Origin of the sequence: Maritalea myrionectae, from assembly GCF_003433515.1 — a bacterium.
Lineage (GTDB): Bacteria > Pseudomonadota > Alphaproteobacteria > Rhizobiales > Devosiaceae > Maritalea > Maritalea myrionectae.
The window spans coordinates 2,615,516-2,638,307 of record NZ_CP021330.1; the positions used below are offsets into that span (position 1 = coordinate 2,615,516).

Here is a 22,792-nt window from a genome sequence, read left to right on the forward strand (position 1 = left end):
GGATTTTTTTTGGTCTGTGAAAAAAACAACGAATCTCTAGGCAAATCACCTTTTCCAGTGTTAACCATTCATTAACCACGGGAGAGGTGATTTGTTCGAAACCAAGGTCGTTGGAATACTGACGCAAAACTCAGCGCTAAGTTCAATCTTGGCCATGGTCCTGCGTGATGTCGCGGGTCTTCGCCTGCGTGAATTTTCCAGCGCGGCCCATCTTTTGCGCTATGCCGACATTGCGCCGCTTGACCTATTGATCCTTGATTATCAGCTTGCTGACCGCTCTGCACCGGATGTTTTGAACAGCTTGCGCAGCAATCCCAGCATTGATGTTGAGACGTTGCAAACCATCACCATGATTAAAAATATTGACCGGGAGTTGCAGGCCAGTGTGGTCAATGCGGGCATTGATGAGATCATCGTGAAACCCATGTCTCCGGCCTATATCAAGGAGCGGGTAAGCGCCCGCCTTGGGGCCAATGGAAAATTTGTGCGCATCCCTACTTCAGCGGCTTCCAGCCGTGATTGGCGCGATGATGAATCCCACAATGAGAACCAGCCTCGTCCCTTTGACCATGGGCAGCTTGGGCAAATGAGCGCCCAGCATGACAATGTGATTGAGTTTTCTGCCTATCGCGACAAGCTGACCAGCATGAGCGATAAGCCGCATTAAGGCCCCACATTTCACACGGGGCACCTACCTACGAAAATCTTCCGAATGCGGTTTTAGCGCGGTGTTTCCGACAAGAGCGTCGCGACTTTATCCCAGCCTTCTTCCACTGATCTGGCAAAAATTATGCGCTCCAGTGCATCGGGCCGATCAACGGCCACCACATCCTGCATGAAGCCGCGAAGCAACAAAAACTCGTCGCTTTTGGACAGGCACACAAGGGGCCGACAGGCTGAGGCCAGCCATGTTTCCAAATATCGCCCTAAATCCTGCACGCCACAAGGCAGCACCCAGAAATGTGAAACCGATTGTGCGATGGGTTCGATTGGCGACCCGTTTATTTCAATGATTTCAGCGCCGTCAGGTAATTTGACGCTTGGCGTATTTTCTTGATGATAGACCATCACCCGGCCATTTTTGGACAGTGCCCCGGATACAAAGCCTGAAGCCACCTCTCCGGTCGGCATCGCGCAGCAGATATCGACCTTTTTCTGCGCCAAAAATTCGCCAGTCGCGTGGGCCTTTGTGATTTGCTTTTGGTGTTCGGCCCGGTCTGCAGGCACCAGAAATCCGGCAGTCTTGATTGGTTTTTTTCCCTTCATTCTAACGCCCCCGCTTGAGTGAACCGAGAATACCACGAACCAGTTGGTTACCCAACTGTCGCGCAACGGTACGCGCGAAGGTTTTTACGGCAGCTTCTGTTGGCGTTTGACGCCGGGATTGACTTGTCTTGCGTTTTGTTTTGGGGCGATCATCGCGATATTTGTCGCGGTAGCCTGTGCGCGTGTCCCAAAGGTCGCCAAAATCATCTTTTTGTTCGCGCTCAAGCTGCAATTCTTCCTCGCGCAATTTTGCCTCTGCACGGCGCTGCAATTCTTCGTAAGCAGAATCGCGATCCATGGTTTGATCATACAATGCGGCCACAGGGCTGTTTGCGATAATCTGCTTGCGCTCATCTGGCGTGATCGGGCCAAGTCGCGATGATGGTGGCCGCATCATGGTGCGCCCAACGATCGAGGGAACACCTTTTTTCTCAAGTGTTGACACCAGCGCTTCACCAACCCCCAATTGGGTGATCACTTCCTTAGTATCAAATGCTGGATTGGGCCGGAATGTATCGGCCGCTGTTTTCACCGCACGTTGCTCACGCGGCGTATAGGCCCGCAAAGCATGTTGCACCCGGTTGCCCAGTTGCGCCAGCACGGGGTCGGGAATGTCGAGCGGATTTTGGGTCACAAAATAAACGCCCACCCCTTTGGAGCGGACCAGTTTGACCACTTGCTCAACCTTATCCATCAATGCGTCGGGCGCGTCATCAAACAGCAAATGCGCTTCGTCGAAAAAGAACACCAAATGCGGTTTGTCCGGATTGCCAACTTCTGGCAGTTCTTCAAATAGCTCGGACAAGAGCCACAACAAAAACGTGGCGTAAAGGCGCGGCGATTGCATCAATTCATCTGCCGCCAACACACTCACAACACCGCGTCCATCTTTGTCGGTGCGCATCAGGTCTCGAATATCCAGCGCGCGTTCGCCAAAGAAGTTTTCGGCGCCCTGCTGCTCCAGCACCAATAGCGAGCGTTGGATGGCACCGATTGAGGCACGGGAGACCCGGCCATATCGCCTGGAAATAATATCGGAATTTTCGTCAATATCGGCCAAAATCGCGCGCAGGTCCTTGAGGTCCAGCAGCAACATGCCCTCATCATCCGCGTATGCAAAGGCGATATTGATCACGCCTTCTTGCACTTCGGTCAAATCCATCAGCCGGGCCAGCAAAAGCGGCCCCATATCGGAAATGGTGGCGCGAATTGGATGGCCCTGGCGGCCAAACAAATCCCAAAAAATGGTCGGAAAGGCTTCATAGACATAATCGTCAAAGCCGATATTTTGAGCGCGCTCTTCCAAAAAGTCTTTGGTTTCGCCGCTGACCGCAACACCAGAAAGGTCGCCCTTCACGTCAGCGCAAAACACAGGCACCCCTGCCCGCGAAAAGCCTTCGGCCATGATTTGCAGGCTTACAGTTTTACCTGTGCCGGTTGCCCCAGTGATCAAGCCGTGGCGATTGGCCAACTTCAGATCGAGATATTCAGCTTGGGTGCTGGTGCCAAGATAAACCTTGCCGTCAACAAACATCCAATGGCCCTTCCAGAATTTTGAAGGTTTATATAAGCCGTGCGATGAACAAATCTCAATAGGACCATTGTTTTTTTTGACAAATATGCCCAACACATCAGTTCTGTTGGTGGTTTGACTTGAAAAGACACAAGCGATGCCCCATTTGTCGAGCAGACTTATTTTGGGGGCTGGACATGCTGACGACAACAACGGACACGCTCGATGGTTTCGAGATTACCGAATATATGGGCATCGTGATGGGGGAAACTATTCTGGGTGCCAACTTTATTCGCGACATTATGGCGACCGTGACTGACTATATTGGTGGCCGCTCCGGTGCCTATGAAGAAACATTGAGCAGATCACGCAAAGCCGCCCTTGAAGAAATGTGCGATCGGGCGCGCGCCATCGGCGCCGATGCCGTTATCGGCATTGATATCGACTATGAAACTGTGGGGTCTCGCGGTGCCATGTTGATGGTGACCTGCTCAGGCACCGCCGTTAAACTGCGGAAAACCTGAACCAAGTTAACCAGCAGGGTCCTCTTGGCTTGCAATTGAACGGTATTTCACGCTCAATAGACCAGCAGTTCGGGAGGGGTGCATGATAAATCGGCGACATTTTTTGATGACTGGCGGCGCATCCTTTTTAGGGGCGGCCTCAGCTATGGGCGTTGCCTCGCCGCTTATGGCGCAAAACAATGTGAGCGGCGCCCTGCTTGATGGCCGGAATTTTGGCCTTGCCCCCGGTGCGCCTTATGACCAGGCCGAGGCATTGGCCACTGCGATCAATGCAGCCAACAGCGCCAAGCAAAAGCTGTTTCTGCCCGCAGGTAGCTACCAGATATCAAATGTTACTTTACCTTCCAGCACACAAATCATTGGTGCAGGCAGCGCGACCAAACTGGTGCAGCTCACGGACAAGCCTATTTTTTCGTTGGTCGGTGCGCAAAATATCGCCCTTGAACAGTTTGATTTGGTGGGGGCGCAAGACCTGGCGGCGGACGCGATCCTTTACATGCAATCCGTGCGCAATGTGAATATTGAGGAATGCGGCTTTTTCGCCAGCGCCAAACACGGCGTTTGGGGGTATGACGCGCAAGTGCAGCTCAACAGCAATCGCTTCGAACAGGTGGGAAGCGCAGCGATCTTTTTGACCAATGGCGTGCAATCGCAAGTGCGCGGCAACATCATCAATGGATGCGGCAACAATGGCATTTTGATTTGGCGTGATGAACCGGGCTTTGACGGCACGATTGTCACCCACAATCAGATTGAAAATATTGAGTGGCGCAGCGGTGGCAACGGCCAAAATGGTAATGGCATCAATGTGTTTCGAGCACAGAATGTCATCGTGGCGAACAATGTAATTAAAGATTGTGGATTTACAGCGGTGCGCGCCAACGGCACGCGCAACACGCAAATCATCGGCAATAATTGTCAGCGGCTGGGCGAAGTGGCGATCTTCTCCGAATTCGGGTTTTCGGGCTCTTTGATCAGCAACAATGTGATTGATGAAGCGGCCACCGGCATTTCAATCACCAATTACAATGATGGCGGCTATTTGGCTGTGTGCGCCAACAATATTGTGCGCAATATCTGGGAAAAAAGCCCCAACAATCCCGACACCATTCCACTCGGCATCGCTGCTGAGGCGGATTGCGTGCTATCGGGCAATGTGGTGGAAAATGTACCCGGCGCTGGCCTCTTGCTCGGTTGGGGGCCCTATCACCGCAATTTGCTGGCCAATGGCAATTTGGTGCGCAAATGCAAATATGGCATTGCCGCTTCGGCAGTTGAAGGCGATGGCCCGATCAATATTACGGGCAATTCGCTTTTTGAGTGTGAGCAACCGATGGTTGGAAGTAAATGGCGCGATGTTGAATTTGATGATCTGGCGAAGAAGTCGCCAGACCATATTTTTGTCGCCAACAATGTTGTCGGCTAGCTCTTAAAAGCTCACCACTAAAGGAACGAGGCGAATTCGCCGCTCAAATGCGCCGCGCCCACTTCAAAGCCGCGCCAATTTTTCGTGGTTTTGTGAGACCATTGCGCCAGCAATTTCTTTTGGGCGTCTGATGCCTCGGCCAAGCTGGCCACCAGCCCGGCGACGATTGCCTCAGCGGCAGGGACAGAGCCGTCGTCCACTTTCAGGGCAAACCCTAGGTGACTATTGCGCAACGCGCCACAGAACACGCCATCAGCGCCGACTTTCATCATCAATTGGCCTTTGAACGCCTCCATCGCATCGGTATCAATGCGATCAGTGCCTGCGACCAACATGGCATTTTGCGCACATGCATCAAACAGGCGCTGCCCTGCTTGGGTATAAAGGGCAGGTAAATCCGAATTTGGATCGCTCAGTTTGGCAAATCCAGTGGCAAACCCGCGCAAGGGCGACGCCCAAGTTGGAATTGAACACCCGTCGCGACCGCATCTGTCGGTGCTCATCGTGTCACCCACCACTTTTTCAACGCAGGAACGCACCAGCTTTTGCACGGCATGGTCTTGCTCAATATAGCCCTTTGGATCGACACCCATGGCCTTGGCCACGGCCAACATGCCTGTGTGCTTACCGGAACAATTATTGTGCAACGCAGTCGGCGTTTCACCTTTCGCCCGCATGGCCTCGCGTGCGGCTTTGTCGGACGGCACGTGCGCACCACATTCAAGCTGGTCGGCGCTCATACCAATTTTGTCGAGAAAGCGTTCGACGCCTTCCACATGGATCGGCTCGCCTTTATGAGACGCGCAGGCCAGTGCCAAGTCGCGGTCATCGAGGGCGAATTGATCAACCGCACCACTTTCGAATAAGGCCAGGGCTTGCAACGATTTAATGGCAGAGCGCGGAAAAATGGGGTGATCCACATCGCCAGCGCTTGCAACAATTTTGCCGCTGGAATCGGCAACACAGAAGGCCGCACGATGGCGGTTTTCCACCCAATTTCCACGTGTGAACTCTACCAAAACCGGATTTGCAGTTTGCTGCATTTATGATCCCCTCTTATTGCCTTTGGCGCTTTTGGGCGATCAATAGCATAGCCAGGTCGGTCTACCAATGCGCCATTTCGCTAATAGTGGTTGGCCAACCCGGGGCCGCTAGGCCATCCCCATTGGTCTAATCCGGCCTGGGGCGACTTTTCTATCGCTACAATAGGCGCTAAAAAGAAAGGCAAGTTGTTGAAGGCCGCGTCTGCAATTACTGCCGCGCGGATGGTTACAAAGGGGCACGCGTCATGCGTTTGAAAGACTGCTATAATTTCCAAGATTTTCGCAAGCTAGCGAAGCGCAGATTGCCCGGACCGATCTTCAATTACATTGATGGTGGTGCCGACGATGAAGTGACATTGGCGGAGAACAGCAAGGCATTTAACCGGTGTGACCTGTTGCCTTCAGTTTTAGCTGGTGTGCGCGACATTGATATGTCGGTCACCGTGATGGGGCAAAAGCTCGACATGCCGGTCTATTGTTCGCCCACTGCGTTGCAAAGGCTGTTTCATCACAAAGGTGAGCGCGCGGTCGCTGCCGCCACGGAAAAATATGGCACCATGTTTGGCGTCTCCTCCTTGGGCACAGTGTCGCTAGAGGAATTGCGGCAAAAGCACAAAAACCCGCAGATTTATCAGTTTTATTTTCACCGCGACCGCGGGCTGAACAAGGCGATGATGCAACGTGCGAAAGAGGCGAAAGTAGATGTGATGATGTTGACCGTCGACAGCATCACGGGTGGCAATCGCGAGCGCGATTTGCGCACGGGCTTCTCAATTCCTTTCCGCTTAAATCTGGCTGGTTTGACGCAATTTATGCTCAAGCCAATGTGGGGCATCAATTATGTGACCCATGAAAAATTTCGGCTGCCGCAGCTTGAAGAGCATGTATCGATGGGCGGTGGCACAAGTTCTATTGGCGGCTATTTCACCGAAATGCTCGACCCTACATTGAACTGGGACGATGTTGCGCAAATGGTGCGTGATTGGGACGGACAATTCTGCCTTAAAGGCGTCATGACCGTTGAGGATGCGCGCCGCGCGGCGGATATTGGCTGCACGGGCATTGTGCTCTCCAACCATGGCGGCCGACAGCTAGATGGGTCGCGCACGCCTTTTGATCAGCTGGCGGAGATTGTCGATGCAGTTGGTGACCGCCTTGACGTGCTGATGGATAGCGGCGTTCAGCGCGGCACTCATGTGCTTAAAGCGCTGTCCCTTGGCGCCAAGGCTGTTGGTGTGGGGCGGCAATATCTCTATCCGCTCGCCGCAGCGGGCCAGCCCGGCGTCGAACGCGCACTTGGCTTGATGCGCGCGGAAATTGAACGTGATATGCGCCTGATGGGCGTGAGCACCATTGATCAATTGGGTCGTCATAATGTGCGTTTTAAAGATAGTTGTGGCCAGCGCGGCGAATGACCTGAATGACCAACGAAGACCTAATTAATAGATTTCGCGCCATTGTGGGCAAACGCCATGTGCGCACAGGTCAACGTGCCACCGAGCGATTTCGGCGCGGCTTTCGCTCTGGCGAAGGGGAAGCGCTGTGTGTTGTGCAGCCGGGCACTTTGCTGGAACAATGGCAAATTGTGCAGGCCTGTTGGGCAGCAGACAAAATCATCATTATGCAAGCCGCCAATACGGGCTTAACGGAAGGCTCCACCCCGTCGGGCCGTTATGATCGCGACGTAGTGTTGATCAATACCCAGCGGATGGACAAAATCCATTTGCTGGATCAGGGCAAACAAGTGATTGGATTTCCCGGGTCCACCCTCTTCTCGCTTGAAAAGCTATTGGCGCCGCTGGGCCGCGAGCCGCATTCGGTAATCGGCTCGTCCTGTATCGGCGCGTCCATCGTTGGCGGCGTGTGCAACAATTCTGGTGGCTCGTTGGTTGAACGCGGGCCTGCCTACACCGAATTGTCGTTGTATGCGCAAATTGATGCGGATGGTCAGCTTCAATTGGTCAATCATTTGGGGATCGACTTGGGGGAAACACCCGAGGAGATGCTCACGCGGCTGGAACAGGGCGACTTCGACAAAAACCCGGCCGAGACCAACCGCAAAGCCTCGGCCACAGACTATGCGGACCATGTGCGTGCTGTCGATGCGGATACGCCAGCCCGCTTCAATGCCGACAAAAAACGGCTGCACGAAGCCTCAGGCTGCGCGGGGAAGATGGCGATATTCGCCGTGCGCCTCGACAGCTATCCCCAGCCGGAAAAGCAAAAGACATTTTATATCGGCACCAACAATACCGAAGATCTCACCACATTGCGGCGGCATATTTTGGCGCATTTTGACACATTGCCTGTCTCTGGCGAATATATGGAACGCGAAGTTTTTGATCTGACCGAACGCTACGGCAAAGATACGGTGATGATGATCGATTGGTTGGGCACAGATCGCTTGCCGACCTTCTTCGCCTTAAAAGGCGCGATCGATTCGCGGTTGCGCAATGTTCCCGGCTTCGCCAATTTGACCGACCGTGTCATGCAACTGTTTGCCCGCCTCACCCCGCGCGTTTTGCCCAAACGGATGATGGAGTTTCGCCAACGCTATCGCCATCATTTGATTCTGAAGATGCGCGATGAGGGTGTCGACGAGGCGGCAGCATATTTGGCCAAGCTGTTTGCTGATCGTGATGGTGATTCTTTTGAATGCAGCGCGCGCGAAGCCAAGTTGGCGGGGCTACATCGGTTTGCCGCCGCCGGCGCTGCTGTGCGTTACATGGCGATCCATGGGACCGAGGTTGAAGAAATTATCCCGCTGGACATCGCCCTGCGGCGCAATGATCTGGATTGGTATGAACAATTGCCGCCAGAAATTGACGAGCAATTGGTCCATAAGCTTTATTACGGGCACTTCTTCTGCCATGTCCTGCATCAGGATTATATCGTTAAAAAAGGCGCAGACCCCAAGGCGTTGAAGGCGCAGATGCTTGAGTTGTTGGACCAGCGCGGCGCTGAATATCCCGCCGAACATAATGTGGGGCATCTTTACGTGGCCAAACCCGATTTGGCGGCGCATTATCAGTGCTGTGACCCGACCAATTCATTCAATCCGGGCATTGGCAAAATGTCGAAGAAAAAGCACTACGTCTAAGCCTCACACCGAAGCAGCTGACCATCAAAAAACACGGTTTCGTCGCCTGCAAAATGCGGCGGATTCAAATCAATAATTTTGGAAAAATGATGGCTGGGGCGGCAGGATTCGAACCTGCGAATGGCGATACCAAAAACCGCTGCCTTACCACTTGGCCACGCCCCAGTATGTTCGTCAAATAAATGACTGAACGGTGTCGGTATATATGCGTTTTCATTTGGATGTGCAACCTTTGAAAACCACCTTTTTCAAACTTTTTGCACAAACTTGCCTTTAGGCGGCAAAAGCGGTGCAAAAGGGGTCAACTATTGGTCATTTATCGAGAATTTCACGACCAACCAAAGGCTTGGATAAGTCTAAACTAGCTCTGGCCAATTCACACACAATTTGACTCAATTGCCCATTGTTGCAGTCTTTTGGAATTGCCCCTACTAATTAAGCCCTCTTACGCATTATCCGCTCAACGCCAAGGCGAACATGACTTTGCAACAGCAAACTGCACCCAGCTACCAAACAGATTTTTCGCCCAAAATTGGTGAGGCGGAAAGCGTTGCGCCTTTTGTTGAGCGAATCGTTGCGCCAAATGCGTCGCCCTACACGTTCACGGGCACCAATTGCTTTTTGGTGGGCCAAGACGAGTTGGCCATCATTGATCCCGGCCCCGACGTGCAAGCACATATTAACGCCATCGACAGGGCACTAAATGGGCGCAAAGTTGTTGCCATATTGCTCACCCACACTCACCGCGATCATTCGGCCGTGGCCCCCAAGCTGGCCCATAAATATGATGTGCCGCTGATGTTTGGCGGCCCGCATCGGCCCGCGCGTGCCCTGCGCCTATTTGAAATCGACCCGATGAGACGATCAGGGCATTACGGATTACGACCTGATCGAACCCTGAAACAGGGCGACATTATTCGGCTTGGTGCGGTGGAAATCGAAGTGATTGAAACGCCCGGGCATTGTGCCAATCATATTTGCTTTGCGTTATCGGACCGGGCGCACATTCTCACTGGTGACCACATCATGGGGTGGAACTCTACGCTCATTGCTGATCCGGATGGCGCCTTGGCGCCCTATTTGGAATCGATAGACTTTTTATTGGCTTGCCCGGGACAAATATATCTTCCCGCCCATGGCGACCGAATCGTAAAGGGCAAAAAGTTTGCCAAAGCGCTCAAAGGGCATCGCCTTCAGCGCAACGCGCAAATTATTGACTTGCTTAAAGAAAACGCCAAGCTCTCTGCCTGGCAGCTGACGGATAAAATGTATCCCGACGTGTCGATGGCCGTGAAGGGCGCTGCACTGCTCACGGTGAAGGCGCATCTGCATTTTTTGACTGAACAGGACAAACTGCGAAAGCACACGCGGCTCTTGCGGCAGCCGGTTTATAGCGCAGCCTAGTCCGCCTCCTCAGTCGATGGCTCTTCTTGCAAAGGTGCGGCACGGCTTAGGTCCAAGAGTTTCTTGCGCACGGCGCTATCCAAATCTGCCAAGAAGGATTGTATACGCCTTCCGTTGGTGCCCAAATCGGCTTCACCAAAATAGGAAGCAGACCGCATATCGATTTCGCTCTGGTTTTGATCGTAAATTGCACGAATGGAAACGCGATCTTTAAAACCCAACCACGTCTTCACATCGCCCATGTACAGCGTTTCCGTCTCGGTCGCTGATTGGCGGTTCACATTGTCCCATCCCTTTGCCGCGATCTGTCGTTCAAGCAGGGGCAGTATATCGTTGGGGCCAAGTGGGTAGGCGCGGGTCACGGCGGTGGGAAAGCTAATCGCCACCTCCTGCGCCATTTGCTCAAGCTCAGCCTGTTTGGCCGGCGTTTCGAGCGACGGTGCCCCCAAAGGTGGTGGATTATTGATGTTGGTCGTCACTTGGTTGGTTTGCGGGTGTTGTGTGGCCAACAGCACTGTCAGCCCTAAAAGACCAGCCACAGCAATGCCGACCAAATTGGCCCAACTGGCCATGCCCCATCCATGATCGCCCGTGTACCACAAGCGTAAAAAGGCGATGAGGCCCACCGCCAGCGCGGCCATCCCCAATATGGTGGCCAGCGCAAACATGGTGACGAAAATTGGGCCATCAATAAGTTCGATATGATGCGCCAACACCGACACCACATAGAGCGGAATGACAAGGCGCGCCAAACGCGCCGCCCAAACGGCCCAAGCTGAGGTTTTGATGAAAATGCGCACGTGCTACTTCGCCTAAGGGTTTAGGCGCTGGCGTTGCCACTCGCCATTTTTGTTTTTCGTAAATCGAACCCGGTCATGCAGGCGAAATTCGCCATCACACCAAAATTCAATCTCACTTGGCAAAACCGTATAACCTGACCAATGATCGGGACGCGGCACGTCCTGACCTTCATATTTTTCTGTCAGCTCTTCCACCCGATCGATCAGTTCTTGACGCGACGCCAATGGCTTTGATTGGTCTGAGGCATGGGCACCAATTTGCGACCCGCGTGGGCGTGACGCATAATATGCGTCTGCGCGCTCTTCGCTCACCGGCTGCACCTTGCCGCGTACCCGCACCTGCCATTCAAGGGATTTCCAATAAAAGCCAAGCGCCGCCTTTGGATGCTCGGCCAGTTCATCACCTTTGGCACTGGTTGTGTTGGTGTAAAAGGTGAAGCCGTCATCTTCACGTTCTTTAAGCAGCACAATGCGGATATTGGGCAGCCCATCAGCGTCCAGCGTGGCCAGCGACATGGCATTGGCGTTGCGTGGTTCTTTTTCCCACGCCAATTCCAGCCAGCGATCAAACAATTCATAAGGGTCAATATCCCCTTTGAATGCGGGGTCGAATAGCTCTTTGTTGCGAGATTTCACCAAGGCTTCGATATTGTCCTGCGCCATTTATGCCGTTCCTTTTTTAAAGTCGGCGTGGAGCAGTACCTGCCTAGCCGACCGCTTGCAGCCCCTCCGCCTTATGGCAAAAAATGCCAGATTGCGGATCAAGCTGATATTGATCCAGATATGTGCCCGCACTATTGGCCAATTCGTCAACCTTATCAATGATGAATTGGGTTTTTCGATCATCAAAGAGGTAGCTGAAATTCAGCCGCACCCAACCGGGCTTTGCCAGTGCGTTCCCCTGCTTTATCTCATTGCGCACCTGTTCGGATTGATGCTGATCAATATTCAACAAATGGTGGCCATATGGTCCGGCGCACGCACAGCCACCGCGCGCTTGAATGCCGTAAAGATCGGACAGTGCCCGGGTGAAAAAGTTATGCGGCACAGGCATCCCTTCATTGTCGGTGACGATGAAGGAGAAAATCGGGATGCGGTGGGCGTCCAGATTTCCCAACAAATGAATATTTGGATTTTTACTCCAGCGCGCCATCGCCATGCGCACAAATTGCTGCTGACGGGTGGCGATCATGTCGGCATCCAGCGCCTCTTTGGTCAAGAAGCACAAGGCAGCGCGTATATCGCCGATAATATTGGGTGTGCCAGCCTCTTCGCGTTCAGCGATCGAATCCACATAGTCACGGTCCCATTCGGACACGTAGGTGACTGTGCCGCCACCCGGCCATGAGGGCACATTGCGCCGCACAACTTCATCTTTCACCGCCAAAATGCCTGAAGCGGCAGGGCCGCCTGCAAATTTATGGGCCGACATGAAGATGGCATCAATTTCCAAGCTAGGCGCTGGGGTGAGGCTCACCGGGAGGTACGGCGCGCCGCCTGCATAATCCCAGAAGCTGAGCGCCCCTTTTTCTTTGAGCAATCGCGTGGTGGCGACCACATCCGTGGTGATGCCCGTGACGTTGGACGCGGCAGAAAAACTGCCGATGCGCAAACAATGATGGGCATATTGATCAAGCAGGTTGGAAAGCGCATTCAAATCCAACCCACCTTCCTCGGCTTCGGGCACATAGACAATTTTTGCGCCCGATTCGACCCAGGGTAAAATGTTGGAATGGTGTTCATATGGCCCCAAAAATACGACTGGCACTTGATCCGCCCGCACCAGATCCTCCAGCCCCACCAGCTTGACCAAACGATTGATCGCCGCTGTCGCGCCAGCGCCAGTAAAAATCACCGAATGCTCGCGGCCCGCGTCGATTATGCGGGCGATTTCGGCCCGACCAGCTTCGCGCATGGCGGTCATTTTCTCCCCGCAATAGGACGCACGGGTATGCGAATTGGCGTAATAGGGCAGCACCTCTTCCGCGACGAAATCCTCAATCACCCGCAAGGCGCGCCCGGACGCAACATAATCAGCGTAGACCATTTTTTGTGGCCCGAATGGCCCCTCGATCATCGCATTATCGCCAATCAATTGATCACGCAGAAACGCAGGAAGATCGTTTTGGACAGCCAGCTTTTGTGTAAATTTCTCAAACATTTAGGCCACCTTTTCAAATAGGAATGATTGGGACATCTGGACCTGCCCATCTTTGGTCAGTTGGGCATGAACGAGCGAATTGGGCGGCACCTCGCGCCAATTGTCTTCAATGTCATCGAGGGGTTCTGAGGCCAGCAAAAAATGATCACATTGCAGCCGTTGATAGAGCGATGGGGCGTGGGCGTCGTTTGACCAGCGGATGGCCCAGACATTTTCACCATCGGCTAAAGCGAAAGTGGCGCGAAAAGGCGCTTTGACGCCGGCGTGGCGCATATGATCCAGAATTTGATCTATTGTTGCTTCAATCGCCTGAACCGGATCGCGCCTTAAGCCATTGGTGCACAGCAAAGCAAAAATCAGCTCACTATCCGTATCGCCTTGGCGCATTTGGTAGCTTTGGTCATCAAGCTTTTGCTCAAGCGGTCGTTTGACCTTTTCGAAATCTCCGATTTGGCCGTTATGCATAAACAGCCAATTTTCGCAGCGAAACGGATGACAATTCACAAATATGTTCGGCGCGCCGGTAGACGCCCGCACATGCGCAAAAAACAGATTGCTTTCCAACTGCGAGGTGATCTCGCGCAGGTTTGGATCGCCCCACGCGGGCCCCGCATTGCGATAAAGGCCAGGAAACGGTTTTCGGCTATACCAGCCTAAGCCGCCGCCATCGCCATGGACACCAAGCTTGGCTTGATAGGATTTTTGCGCCTGCCCGCAAAGAGCATGCTCCCCATCATATAGATAATCTTCCATATGGGTCGGTTGACCCAAATAAGCGATCCAACGGCACATTTTGACCCTCTTTCGATCTCAGGGATCTATTATTGCGCGAATTTAGTGAGAAATTCTCTCTAAATTTATGGACAAAGTGATAAATATTTGGTCAAATGACCACATGAATGGACATAAACTCGATCATTATGATTGCGCTATATTGCGACACATGCAGCGCGATGCGTCCCTGACGCAGCGTGATTTGGCCGATTTGGTCCATTTGAGCCAAAATGCATGTTGGCGCCGGTTGCAAAATCTCAAAGCCGCAGGCTTTATCAAGGGCTCAACGATTTTGCTGGATCGCGATGATCTGGGCTTTGGGTTGGTGGTCTTTGTTATGCTGCGCACCAGGCACCACTCGGCCGATTGGCTCGAAAAATTTCGGGCGCATGTCTCAACCATCCCTGAGGTGATCGACTTTTTCCGCATTGGTGGCGACTATGACTATTTCCTGAAAGTGGTGACGCAGGACATGTCGAGCTATGACGATGTTTACCAGCGACTCATATCGAAGGTGGAACTCGATTCGGTCACTTCATATTTCGCCATGGAGGCGATTGAAGAGCAGCGCCCCTTGCCAATATAGTTTTTGATCGGAAAATGAGGGCTTTTCACCGCCAAAAGCTGGACATTGTCGGTGCCCATCTCCATATATGAAGCAAATGTGAAATCGCGTTGATGGAGAATTTCGATCAACGCCAATTTTGGAGTGACTCGTTTTATGCGTGATCCCTATAGCGTTTTGGGTGTGGCGCGCTCGGCGAGCGATCAGGAGATCAAGTCTGCCTATCGTAAACTGGCGAAGACCTATCACCCGGACCAAAATAAAGAACCGAAGGCTCAGGAAAAATTTGCTGAAGCCACGAATGCTTATGACTTTTTGTCTGATAAGCAGAAGCGCCAGCAATATGACCGCGGTGAAATAGATGCCGATGGCAACCCTAAAATGGCCGGATTTGATTTTTCCGGCTTTGGCGGGGGTGGCGCGCGCGGTGGTGGCCAGCAAAGCTCTGGGGTCAACCCTGAGGATATCTTAAAAGAATTTATGGGCGGCCTTGGCGGCGGCTTCGGTGGCCGTAGTGGCGCTGGTCCCATGGGTATGGGCAGCGCCCGCAACTTTTCCACTGGTGCCCGCAATCGCCCCAAAGGCGAAGACGTCAAGGTACGCCTGAATGTGACCTTGGAAGAAATTCATGCGCGTGAACCGGTGCCAGTGACTCTGCCAAATGGCAAGGTGCTGTCGGTCAACTTGCCATATCCGCTTAATGACGGGCAGCAAGTGCGCCTGAAAGGTCAAGGCGAAGCCTCTCCTATGGGGGGCAAGCGCGGTGACGTGTTGGTGCAGGTCAAAGTGAAAAAGCACAAGCATTTCCGCAAGGATGGCGACGACTTGCGCGTGGATGTGCCGATCACGCTTTATGAAGCCGTGTTGGGCGGCAAAGTGCGTGTACCCACCCTATCCGGCGCAGTTGAGCTCAAAGTCCAACCGGGCATGGATACGTCAAAATCATTGCGCCTCAAAGGCAAAGGGTTATTTGGCGAAGGTGATCTCTATGTCAATTTGCGGATTGTGCTGCCAGAGAAAAAAGATCCCGACCTTGAAAGCCTGATGCGGTTTTGGCGTGATCAAAAGCCATATACACCGCGCGAAGAAAGCTAATTGCGGTCTGCAGCGGCGCGGCGCAAGCGGTCATTGATCGCTTCGCCCAAGCCATCCGCTGGAATAGGAGCCACTGCAATGGTGTGCACGCCCTGCTGATCCGCCTGCCGTAACAAGCTAAACAAATTGCGCGCCGCTTCCGCCAGATCACCATTTGGCGAAAGGTTGAGCGTTGCATGCTTGCTTTCAAGGCCACTTGCGCCAAAGTTCAGCGCCGCTTCCCCATCATGGCAATCCACAGCATTTAAACGCACAGCAGCGTTGGGCGCATAGTGCGACAGCAACATGCCCGGCGCTTTGATGGTTTTGTCTTGCGGATCGAGCACTGGCACATTGGTCGCTTCGACAAGCTGGGCACGCGCGATCGTGCCGGGCCGCAACAGCACCAATTGATCATCGCTAACGGCGACGATGGTGGATTCCACCCCCTCCTCCGCCGGACCGCCATCAACCACTGGCACACGCCCTTCAAACCCATCCAGCACATGTTGTGCTGTTGTGGGCGATAGTTTACCGGACGGATTGGCAGACGGCGCCGCCACGGGAAAACCTGCCGCTGCAATCAATTCACGCGCCAAATGATGTTTGGGCATACGGATGGCGATTGTGTCTAAACCTGCCGTCACCAAGTCTGAAACTGGTGCATCGGCCCGCTTGGGCAACACCATGGTGAGTGGGCCGGGCCAAAACTGATCGGCCAGTTTTTGCGCCAATTTGGGGAATAGTGCGAGCCGCTGCACCATTTCCAAATCCGCGCAATGCACGATCAGCGGATTGAAGCGCGGGCGGGCCTTGGTTTCAAAAATCTCCAACACCGCATCATCGCGCGCCGCGTCGCCCGCCAGCCCATAGACAGTTTCGGTGGGCATCGCCACCACATGGCCGTCCCGTAAAATGCGGGCAGCTTGTTCAATTTTAACTAAATGTGTGCTATCGCGCGGCTCTCTCATCGGTGCTGTTTGACAAGGCTTTGCAAGAAGGTCAAGAATCAAGTTCAGCAAACGCAAGTAAAGGCGAAACAAATTAGATGGCATGTTTGCTTATCCAACACCCGCAAGGTGCACAGCACCAAATGCCAAAAGGGCATCCAGAAAGCCCTGACCGCCTGCATTATCTCGACTTGCTTTTCAACCATGCACAGTTCGCTGGTTTTGACAAAAGCGAAGCCAAATATGCCGATTTGGGGTTGGTGGAGCTGGCCCATTCCCAACAACATATTCAGTTGGTGAAATCGCGCCGCCCTGTTGAAAGCATTGCAGAGATTGATGGCGACACCTTTATTGCGGCCAACAGCTTTGAAGCTGTGATGAGCGGCATGGGCGGGGCCATGGACGCGGTGGAAAGCGTGATGTTGGGCCACCATCAAAATGGCTTTTGCGCCATTCGCCCGCCTGGCCACCACGCCGAACATGATCGCCCCATGGGGTTTTGCCTGTTCAACACCATTGCCATCACCGCGCTTTGGGCGCGCGAAAAATATGGGCTGGAACGTGTGGCGATTGTCGATTTCGACGTGCATCACGGCAATGGCACACAAGACATTTTCTACAATGATCGCAATATGTTTTATGGCTCCACCCACGAAATGCCCTTATTTCCGGGCACGGGACAAAAGCGCGAAACGGGCGCAGGCAATATTTATAATGCGCCGCTTTCTCAAGGCACGAATGGCGCAACGATGCGCGAAGCGTACAATGATCGTATTTTGCCCGCGCTTGATCGGTTTAACCCCGATCTGATTTTGCTCTCTGCCGGATTTGATGCCGACCAGCGCGACCCGCTCGCCTCCCTCAATTGGGAGCCGCGGGACTTTGCGTGGGTCACTGGCAAAATTATGGATATTGCTGACAAAAGATGTGACAACAGAATCGTATCCCTATTAGAAGGTGGATATCATCTAAATGCATTGGCTGAAGGTGTTGCGGCGCATATCAATATGCTAGAGCATGGAGAAATGGGCGCGCCCTTTGATGCAGCAAAAGAACTAGAAGGAATTTGGCGTGAGCGAGAAAACGCATAGCGATATTGCCGAGATGGATTTTGAAACCGCGCTGACCGAGCTTGAGCAAATTGTGGGCAAGCTTGAAGCTGGCCGTGCGCCTTTGCAGGAAAGCATTGAGGTTTATGAGCGCGGCGGTTTGCTGAAGGCCCATTGTGAGAAATTGCTGAAACAGGCCGAAGCCCGGATCGAAAAAATCACGCTAGACGGCAATAGCCAGCCGCAGGGCACCGAGCCACTCGACAGCTAGAAAGCCCGATAAAATGCGCGATAGCTTGCGGCAAAAGGCCGTTGAAGTGTGCGACAAAAAAATCGCCCAAAAGGGCGATAATGTCGGCATTTCTTTTTATGCTTTTTTCAAAAACAAAAATGATACGCCGGAAATCCTGATGGAAGCCGCGCGCTGGTGGATTGAAACCCATCGGCTGGACCATTTTGAAAAGGCGGTTAAAATCAAATCCATGATTGAAAAAGGCGAATAACGCCATAGCCTTAATTGACTTTATTCATAAATAGAGTCGGCAACTTCACACATTGATTCAAATAAATGCTGCAAGGACGATGGGTCGCATCGCCTTTACAAGGGCTTGGATTTAGGTTTCAAACGAGTCCAAGCTGAGTTGGAGATACATCATGAGCCTCGCACGTGTGCGCCTAATCCTATGGGCACTTGTTTTAATTGTCGGCGTCACTGCCACCATTTTCACCCTTTATCGCCAAACTTTACCCGCTTCAGAAACCGTGCGCTTTGGCGGCGATTTTGAGTTGGTGAGCACCAAGGGCGAGACCTTCACGCAGGATGATTTGGCTGGCGAACCGACCATGATGTTTTTCGGCTATACGTTCTGCCCTGACGTTTGCCCCACCACGCTCTATGAAAGCAATGTTTGGCGGCAGGCGCTTGATCTGACCAGCGAGGACATCAAAACTGTTTTTGTGACAGTCGATCCAGAGCGGGATACGCCGGAACAATTGGACGCCTATCTCAGCTCGTTCGGCGAGGACATTATCGGCCTGACAGGCACACCAGAGCAGGTTGACGAGATCAAATCCAAATATGGCATTTTTTCCGAAAAAGTGACCGATGAAGATAGCTCCGACTATTTGGTCAACCACACGGCAACGCTCTATCTTTTGGACGAGAATGGCGTCTTTGCGGGCACCATTGCATATGGCGAAGGCAAGGAAAGCGCCGTGGCCAAACTCAAGCGCTTGTTGAATATTGAAGGCTGAACTTGAGGCGGCTGGATCAGTTTTTAGACGAAAATGGTTTGTGTCGTTCGCGCGCGCGTGCGCGCGACGCCATTTTGCGCGGCTGCGTCACCGTCAACGGGCGCCCCGCCGCCAAAGCGGGGCTAAAAATCTCCGACAAAGATGTGGTGAAAATTGATGACCCCACCGCCCCTTATGTATCGCGCGCTGCACTCAAACTGTTGGCGGGCATAAAGGCAAGCGGCATTGAGGTCACGGGCAAAACCTGCCTCGACCTTGGGGCATCTACCGGCGGTTTTACTCAGGTTTTATTGGAGCACGAAGCGGAAACCGTGTTTGCGGTGGATGTGGGGCGCGACCAGCTTGCCGCCGAAATCAAAACCGCGCCGCAGTTGGTGAATCTCGAAAACACCAATGCAACGCTTCTTTCCGATGAAATTGTGACCAAACCCATCGAGCTTTTGGTGAGCGACATCAGCTTCGTTTCCCTCACAAAAGTCATCGCGCCCGCGCTGGCGCTTTGCACATCTGGTGCAGATGCGCTGTTGCTGGTGAAGCCCCAATTTGAGGTGGGCCGGGAGAAAGTTGGCAAAGGCGGCATTGTGAAAGATGTGGCAGCCATTGAGGCGGCACGCCGACGGGTCGACAATTTTGTGGTGCAACAGAATTGGGAAAAACGCGCAGAGATCCCCTCACCCATAGCGGGTGGCGACGGCAACCAGGAGTTCATTCACTGGTACCGCAAAACGGGTTAGCATGCTGAACAATCCTGTGAAATAAAGCATATATCTGCAATTAGAGCTTTCAATCACATTGATTATTTGGCAGATTTTAATAGTTATTTTTTAAATCAAAATTGTTGAATATTTACGAGCTCTATGGAAAAAATTCTCAAGAACACTCCACCAATCCTTATTATATACGGATTCATTTCTTCTCTGGCGTCAATTCTTGCTACTTACGTGAATCAAAATATGAGCACCGTCGGCATGAACACGGTCGACCAATACATCATTTTGATCGACAATTACCTGTTTGCGGCAGACCAGTTTTTCTATTACACGGCATTTGCCGGTGTGATTTGGGCAGGCTCAAAATTGTATAGCGAACTCAAAAAAAGATAGCGCCATTTAGTTCGCCAATGCATTTTTGCATAGCGTTAGTCAACTGCGCCCACATTTATGTAGTTGGCAAATACAGTTCGAGCTAAAATCCAATCCCGCCCTCGCGGCCTGTCTGGCCGCGGTGGCGCAAGAAATGATCCGCCAACACAAGCGCCATCATCGCTTCGCCCACAGGTACGGCGCGTATACCGACACAAGGATCGTGACGGCCCTTTGTGATGATGTCGGCGTTTTCATTGGTTTTGGTGACGGTTTCGCGCGGCACCAGAATGGAGCTGGTGGGCTTCACCGCAAAGCGCACCACAACCGGGTCGCCGTTGGAAATTCCGCCCAGAATGCCACCCGCTTTATTGCTCTTGAAATAGGGTGCGTTTTCGCCTGCCCGCATTTCGTCGGCGTTTTCAATGCCTGTCATTTCCGCCGTATCAAATCCAGCACCGATCTCCACGGCTTTCACCGCATTGATGGACATCATCGCCGACGCCAAATCCTGATCAAGTTTGCCATAGACAGGTGCGCCGAGGCCGACGGGCACGTTTTCAGCCACCACTTCGATAATTGCCCCGACAGACGAACCAGCCTTGCGGATCCCATCGAGATAGGTCGCCCACTCCTCCGCCGCTACTGGATCAGCGCAGAAGAAGGGATTGTTGTTCACTTCGTCCCAATCAAACCGATCATAGTCGATTTTGTGTGGGCCAACCTGCACCAGGCTGGCGCGGATTTTGATGTCTGGCACCACCAATTGGGCCACGGCCCCAGCCGCCACACGTGCCGCAGTTTCGCGCGCAGAAGAACGACCTCCGCCGCGATAATCGCGGATGCCATATTTTTGCTCATAGGTGAAATCCGCGTGTCCCGGACGGAACTTGTCGCGAATGTCGCCGTAATCTTTGGAGCGCTGATCGGTATTTTCGATCATCAGCGAGATCGGCGTGCCTGTGGTGCGCAGCCCGTCGGTACGTTCATCCTCGAATGTGCCTGACAGGATTTTCACCTGATCGGGTTCGCGCCGTTGGGTGGTATATTTCGATTGGCCCGGTTTGCGACGGTCTAGTTTTTCCTGGATCATCGGTTCTGAAATGGCCAAACCCGCAGGGCACCCATCAATCACCACGCCTAACGCTGGTCCATGGCTTTCACCCCAAGTGGTAAAGCGGAAAAGTTGACCAAAGCTGTTGTGCGACATGGTGCATCCTAAAGGTTTGAGATTGCTGCCGACAATTTTGCGAGAGACCGCAACAATTGTCTAGGCTGCATATTCGGTAAATTGTCCATTCTCAAAGCGAAACACCGCTTCTTGAGACGGCGCCCATTTATCGAGTACATCGCCGGGCTCGCCCGTCACCAGGTGGCGGAAGGTGCGCGCCACGCCGCCATGGGCCACCACAACTGTCGGACGCGTGATATGTTCGTGCATAAACTCATTCACACGTTCGATCACTTCGGCATAGCTTTCGCCATCTTTTGGGCGGTGCAGCCACTTGCTTTGCGACCGCTTCTCGTGCTCTTCCGGAAAATCCTTTTGCACATCGCTGGCCAGGATGCCTTCGAGATGACCAAAGGAAATTTCACGCAACCGATCATCGAATGTGACTTCAGGCAAATCAGCATCAAACTGCTGGCGCACAATCTCCATGGTTTCGCGCGTGCGCCCGAGCGGCGAACAGAACCAATCAAACTGATCGGGCGACCCACCATCGCGGGTCACCAACTCATTTAATATTTCACCACTCAACTTGGCCTGATTGCGCCCATGATCGTTTAGCGGCACATCGCGTTGGCCCTGAAATCGGCTTGCGCGATTCCAGTCGGTTTGCCCGTGCCGCACGAAATAAATCAACGGCCAGTTTTGATGTGCCATAGGTCTAAACGCTCTTAAGTGCTGCGGTGGTTTGCTTATTCCTGGCTATCGAGCACGCGCATGCCCATCACATTGTAGCCGCTGTCCACATGGTGCACTTCACCTGTGGTGCCTGACGAAAGGTCTGACAGCAGGTAAAGCCCGGCATTGCCCACTTCATCAATGCTCACATTGCGACGCAATGGTGAGTTGGCTTCACCGTAAGACAACATTTTGCGGAAGTCGCCAATGCCCGACGCAGCCAGTGTTTTAATCGCACCGGCAGAAATAGCGTTCACGCGGATGCCTTCCGGGCCAAGATCGGCCGCCAGATAGCGCACGGATGCTTCCAGTGCGGCCTTGGCCACGCCCATTACATTGTAGTTTGGCACCACTTTTTCAGACCCGTAATAAGTCAGGGTCACCATTGAGCCGCCTTCGTTCATGATTTTGCGGGCCCGCTTGGCCACGGCAACCAAAGAATAAACTGAAATGTTCATGGAGTTCTGGAAGTTGCCTGGCGTTGTGTCGATAAAGCGACCTTCGAGCTCGCTCTTGTCTGAAAAGGCAATCGCGTGGACCAGGAAGTCAATCTTGCCCCATTTTTCTTCGATGGCGGCAAATGCTTTGTCCAGGGCCGCTTCGTCGGTGACATCGGCCTCGATCACCAGATCCGAGCCAGCTTCTGCCGCTAGGGGCTCCACACGACGCTTCAATGCTTCACCTTGGTAGGTGAAGGCAAGCTCTGCGCCTTGGCTCGCAACTGCCTTGGCGATACCCCAACCGATTGACCGGTTGTTGGCCACGCCCATGATTACGCCCCGTTTGCCTTGCATCAGGTTGCCGCTGGTCATAAATGCACTCCTTGAGAAAAACCTTTGAATTGGGTTTTGACACAGCCGGGGAAAACGGGCAAGTTTTTGTATCAGTTTTCTACTGTTCC

25 protein-coding genes and 1 tRNA gene are annotated in these 22,792 nt (G+C 53.0%); 14 read left to right on the top strand and 12 right to left on the bottom strand.

Features of this window, described 5'->3' with window-relative positions; genetic code table 11:
- The first annotated feature begins 91 nt into the window (after positions 1-91).
- A complete protein-coding gene (locus MXMO3_RS13165) occupies positions 92-667 on the top strand; it encodes a response regulator (protein ID WP_156905445.1) in 576 nt (191 codons plus the stop codon).
- A 53-nt stretch (positions 668-720) separates the two neighbouring features.
- On the opposite strand, the gene MXMO3_RS13170 is transcribed toward MXMO3_RS13165, so the two are convergent.
- The gene (locus MXMO3_RS13170; RefSeq protein ID WP_027833554.1) at positions 721-1,266 is read right to left on the bottom strand and encodes a hypothetical protein; all 546 of its coding nucleotides are present in this window, start codon (positions 1,264-1,266) and stop codon (positions 721-723) included.
- Position 1,267: 1 nt separating this feature from the next.
- Positions 1,268-2,800 (bottom strand): helicase HerA-like C-terminal domain-containing protein, encoded by a 1,533-nt coding sequence (locus MXMO3_RS13175; RefSeq protein ID WP_117396168.1) that lies wholly within the window; start codon positions 2,798-2,800, stop codon positions 1,268-1,270.
- 176 nt (positions 2,801-2,976) lie between these two features.
- Between MXMO3_RS13175 and MXMO3_RS13180 the strand changes: the two genes are divergently transcribed.
- Both MXMO3_RS13180 and MXMO3_RS13185 read left to right on the top strand, forming a co-directional pair.
- Positions 2,977-3,303 (top strand): YbjQ family protein, encoded by a 327-nt coding sequence (locus tag MXMO3_RS13180; protein WP_027833556.1) that lies wholly within the window; start codon positions 2,977-2,979, stop codon positions 3,301-3,303.
- Positions 3,304-3,385: 82 nt separating this feature from the next.
- Positions 3,386-4,729: a TIGR03808 family TAT-translocated repetitive protein gene (locus tag MXMO3_RS13185; protein ID WP_051213137.1), complete on the top strand. Its 1,344-nt coding sequence runs from the start codon at positions 3,386-3,388 to the stop codon at positions 4,727-4,729.
- A gap of 17 nt (positions 4,730-4,746) precedes the next feature.
- On the opposite strand, the gene MXMO3_RS13190 is transcribed toward MXMO3_RS13185, so the two are convergent.
- Positions 4,747-5,772, bottom strand: coding sequence for an asparaginase (locus MXMO3_RS13190; protein ID WP_027833558.1), 1,026 nt, complete (start codon positions 5,770-5,772; stop codon positions 4,747-4,749).
- A 245-nt stretch (positions 5,773-6,017) separates the two neighbouring features.
- Here MXMO3_RS13190 and MXMO3_RS13195 point away from each other — a divergent pair, with 245 nt between their 5' ends.
- Positions 6,018-7,187, top strand: a complete 1,170-nt coding sequence (locus tag MXMO3_RS13195; RefSeq protein WP_117396169.1) for an alpha-hydroxy acid oxidase — start codon at positions 6,018-6,020, stop codon at positions 7,185-7,187.
- A 5-nt stretch (positions 7,188-7,192) separates the two neighbouring features.
- Positions 7,193-8,872, top strand: a complete 1,680-nt coding sequence (gene dld, locus MXMO3_RS13200; RefSeq protein ID WP_117396170.1) for a D-lactate dehydrogenase — start codon at positions 7,193-7,195, stop codon at positions 8,870-8,872.
- 90 nt (positions 8,873-8,962) lie between these two features.
- On the opposite strand, the gene MXMO3_RS13205 is transcribed toward dld, so the two are convergent.
- A tRNA-Gln gene (locus MXMO3_RS13205) sits at positions 8,963-9,037 on the bottom strand.
- A 312-nt stretch (positions 9,038-9,349) separates the two neighbouring features.
- On the opposite strand from MXMO3_RS13205, the gene MXMO3_RS13210 reads away from it, so the two are divergent.
- Positions 9,350-10,276 (top strand): MBL fold metallo-hydrolase, encoded by a 927-nt coding sequence (locus MXMO3_RS13210; RefSeq protein WP_117396171.1) that lies wholly within the window; start codon positions 9,350-9,352, stop codon positions 10,274-10,276.
- On the opposite strand, the gene MXMO3_RS13215 is transcribed toward MXMO3_RS13210, so the two are convergent.
- Genes MXMO3_RS13215 through MXMO3_RS13230 form a run of 4 tightly spaced genes read right to left on the bottom strand, consistent with a single transcriptional unit; the run spans position 10,273 to position 14,029 of the window.
- Complete coding sequence (locus MXMO3_RS13215) at positions 10,273-11,076, bottom strand: DUF1499 domain-containing protein (protein WP_117396172.1); 804 nt, start codon at positions 11,074-11,076, stop codon at positions 10,273-10,275. The two genes, MXMO3_RS13210 and MXMO3_RS13215, sit on opposite strands and share 4 nt — an antisense overlap.
- A gap of 12 nt (positions 11,077-11,088) precedes the next feature.
- Positions 11,089-11,739, bottom strand: a complete 651-nt coding sequence (gene pdxH, locus MXMO3_RS13220) for a pyridoxamine 5'-phosphate oxidase (protein WP_117396173.1) — start codon at positions 11,737-11,739, stop codon at positions 11,089-11,091.
- 43 nt (positions 11,740-11,782) lie between these two features.
- The gene (locus MXMO3_RS13225; protein WP_117396174.1) at positions 11,783-13,237 is read right to left on the bottom strand and encodes an aminotransferase class V-fold PLP-dependent enzyme; all 1,455 of its coding nucleotides are present in this window, start codon (positions 13,235-13,237) and stop codon (positions 11,783-11,785) included.
- Positions 13,238-14,029 carry a class II glutamine amidotransferase gene (locus MXMO3_RS13230; RefSeq protein WP_117396175.1) on the bottom strand — a complete coding sequence of 264 codons (792 nt, stop codon included), beginning with the start codon at positions 14,027-14,029 and terminating at the stop codon, positions 13,238-13,240. It abuts the gene before it with no gap.
- Positions 14,030-14,132: 103 nt separating this feature from the next.
- Between MXMO3_RS13230 and MXMO3_RS13235 the strand changes: the two genes are divergently transcribed.
- Positions 14,133-14,597, top strand: a complete 465-nt coding sequence (locus tag MXMO3_RS13235; protein WP_027833564.1) for an Lrp/AsnC family transcriptional regulator — start codon at positions 14,133-14,135, stop codon at positions 14,595-14,597.
- Between the two features lie 135 nt (positions 14,598-14,732).
- The gene (locus MXMO3_RS13240; protein WP_117396176.1) at positions 14,733-15,671 is read left to right on the top strand and encodes a DnaJ C-terminal domain-containing protein; all 939 of its coding nucleotides are present in this window, start codon (positions 14,733-14,735) and stop codon (positions 15,669-15,671) included.
- On the opposite strand, the gene MXMO3_RS13245 is transcribed toward MXMO3_RS13240, so the two are convergent.
- Positions 15,668-16,621: an L-threonylcarbamoyladenylate synthase gene (locus tag MXMO3_RS13245; protein WP_117396824.1), complete on the bottom strand. Its 954-nt coding sequence runs from the start codon at positions 16,619-16,621 to the stop codon at positions 15,668-15,670. The two genes, MXMO3_RS13240 and MXMO3_RS13245, sit on opposite strands and share 4 nt — an antisense overlap.
- A gap of 77 nt (positions 16,622-16,698) precedes the next feature.
- On the opposite strand from MXMO3_RS13245, the gene MXMO3_RS13250 reads away from it, so the two are divergent.
- The 6 genes from MXMO3_RS13250 (at position 16,699) to MXMO3_RS18720 (ending at position 20,006) form a co-directional block, all read left to right on the top strand.
- Positions 16,699-17,691, top strand: a complete 993-nt coding sequence (locus MXMO3_RS13250; RefSeq protein WP_051213143.1) for a histone deacetylase family protein — start codon at positions 16,699-16,701, stop codon at positions 17,689-17,691.
- A gap of 13 nt (positions 17,692-17,704) precedes the next feature.
- Positions 17,705-17,920 carry an exodeoxyribonuclease VII small subunit gene (locus tag MXMO3_RS13255; protein ID WP_245985842.1) on the top strand — a complete coding sequence of 72 codons (216 nt, stop codon included), beginning with the start codon at positions 17,705-17,707 and terminating at the stop codon, positions 17,918-17,920.
- A gap of 13 nt (positions 17,921-17,933) precedes the next feature.
- A complete protein-coding gene (locus tag MXMO3_RS13260; protein ID WP_117396177.1) occupies positions 17,934-18,152 on the top strand; it encodes a DUF6500 family protein in 219 nt (72 codons plus the stop codon).
- A 151-nt stretch (positions 18,153-18,303) separates the two neighbouring features.
- Positions 18,304-18,903, top strand: a complete 600-nt coding sequence (locus tag MXMO3_RS13265) for an SCO family protein (RefSeq protein WP_036220794.1) — start codon at positions 18,304-18,306, stop codon at positions 18,901-18,903.
- Between the two features lie 2 nt (positions 18,904-18,905).
- Positions 18,906-19,637 carry a TlyA family RNA methyltransferase gene (locus tag MXMO3_RS13270; RefSeq protein WP_205468019.1) on the top strand — a complete coding sequence of 244 codons (732 nt, stop codon included), beginning with the start codon at positions 18,906-18,908 and terminating at the stop codon, positions 19,635-19,637.
- A 219-nt stretch (positions 19,638-19,856) separates the two neighbouring features.
- On the top strand, positions 19,857-20,006 hold the full coding sequence (locus MXMO3_RS18720) for a hypothetical protein (RefSeq protein WP_156905446.1): 150 nt from the start codon (positions 19,857-19,859) through the stop codon (positions 20,004-20,006).
- Positions 20,007-20,088: 82 nt separating this feature from the next.
- Here the strand turns inward: MXMO3_RS18720 and aroC are convergent, their stop codons facing one another.
- From aroC to fabI, 3 genes are read right to left on the bottom strand one after another with little or no spacing between them, the layout of a single operon-like run.
- The gene (aroC, locus tag MXMO3_RS13275) at positions 20,089-21,195 is read right to left on the bottom strand and encodes a chorismate synthase (protein WP_027833571.1); all 1,107 of its coding nucleotides are present in this window, start codon (positions 21,193-21,195) and stop codon (positions 20,089-20,091) included.
- Positions 21,196-21,255: 60 nt separating this feature from the next.
- On the bottom strand, positions 21,256-21,870 hold the full coding sequence (locus tag MXMO3_RS13280; protein WP_117396179.1) for a histidine phosphatase family protein: 615 nt from the start codon (positions 21,868-21,870) through the stop codon (positions 21,256-21,258).
- Positions 21,871-21,905: 35 nt separating this feature from the next.
- On the bottom strand, positions 21,906-22,703 hold the full coding sequence (fabI, locus tag MXMO3_RS13285) for an enoyl-ACP reductase FabI (protein WP_027833573.1): 798 nt from the start codon (positions 22,701-22,703) through the stop codon (positions 21,906-21,908).
- Between the last annotated feature and the right edge of the window lie 89 nt (positions 22,704-22,792).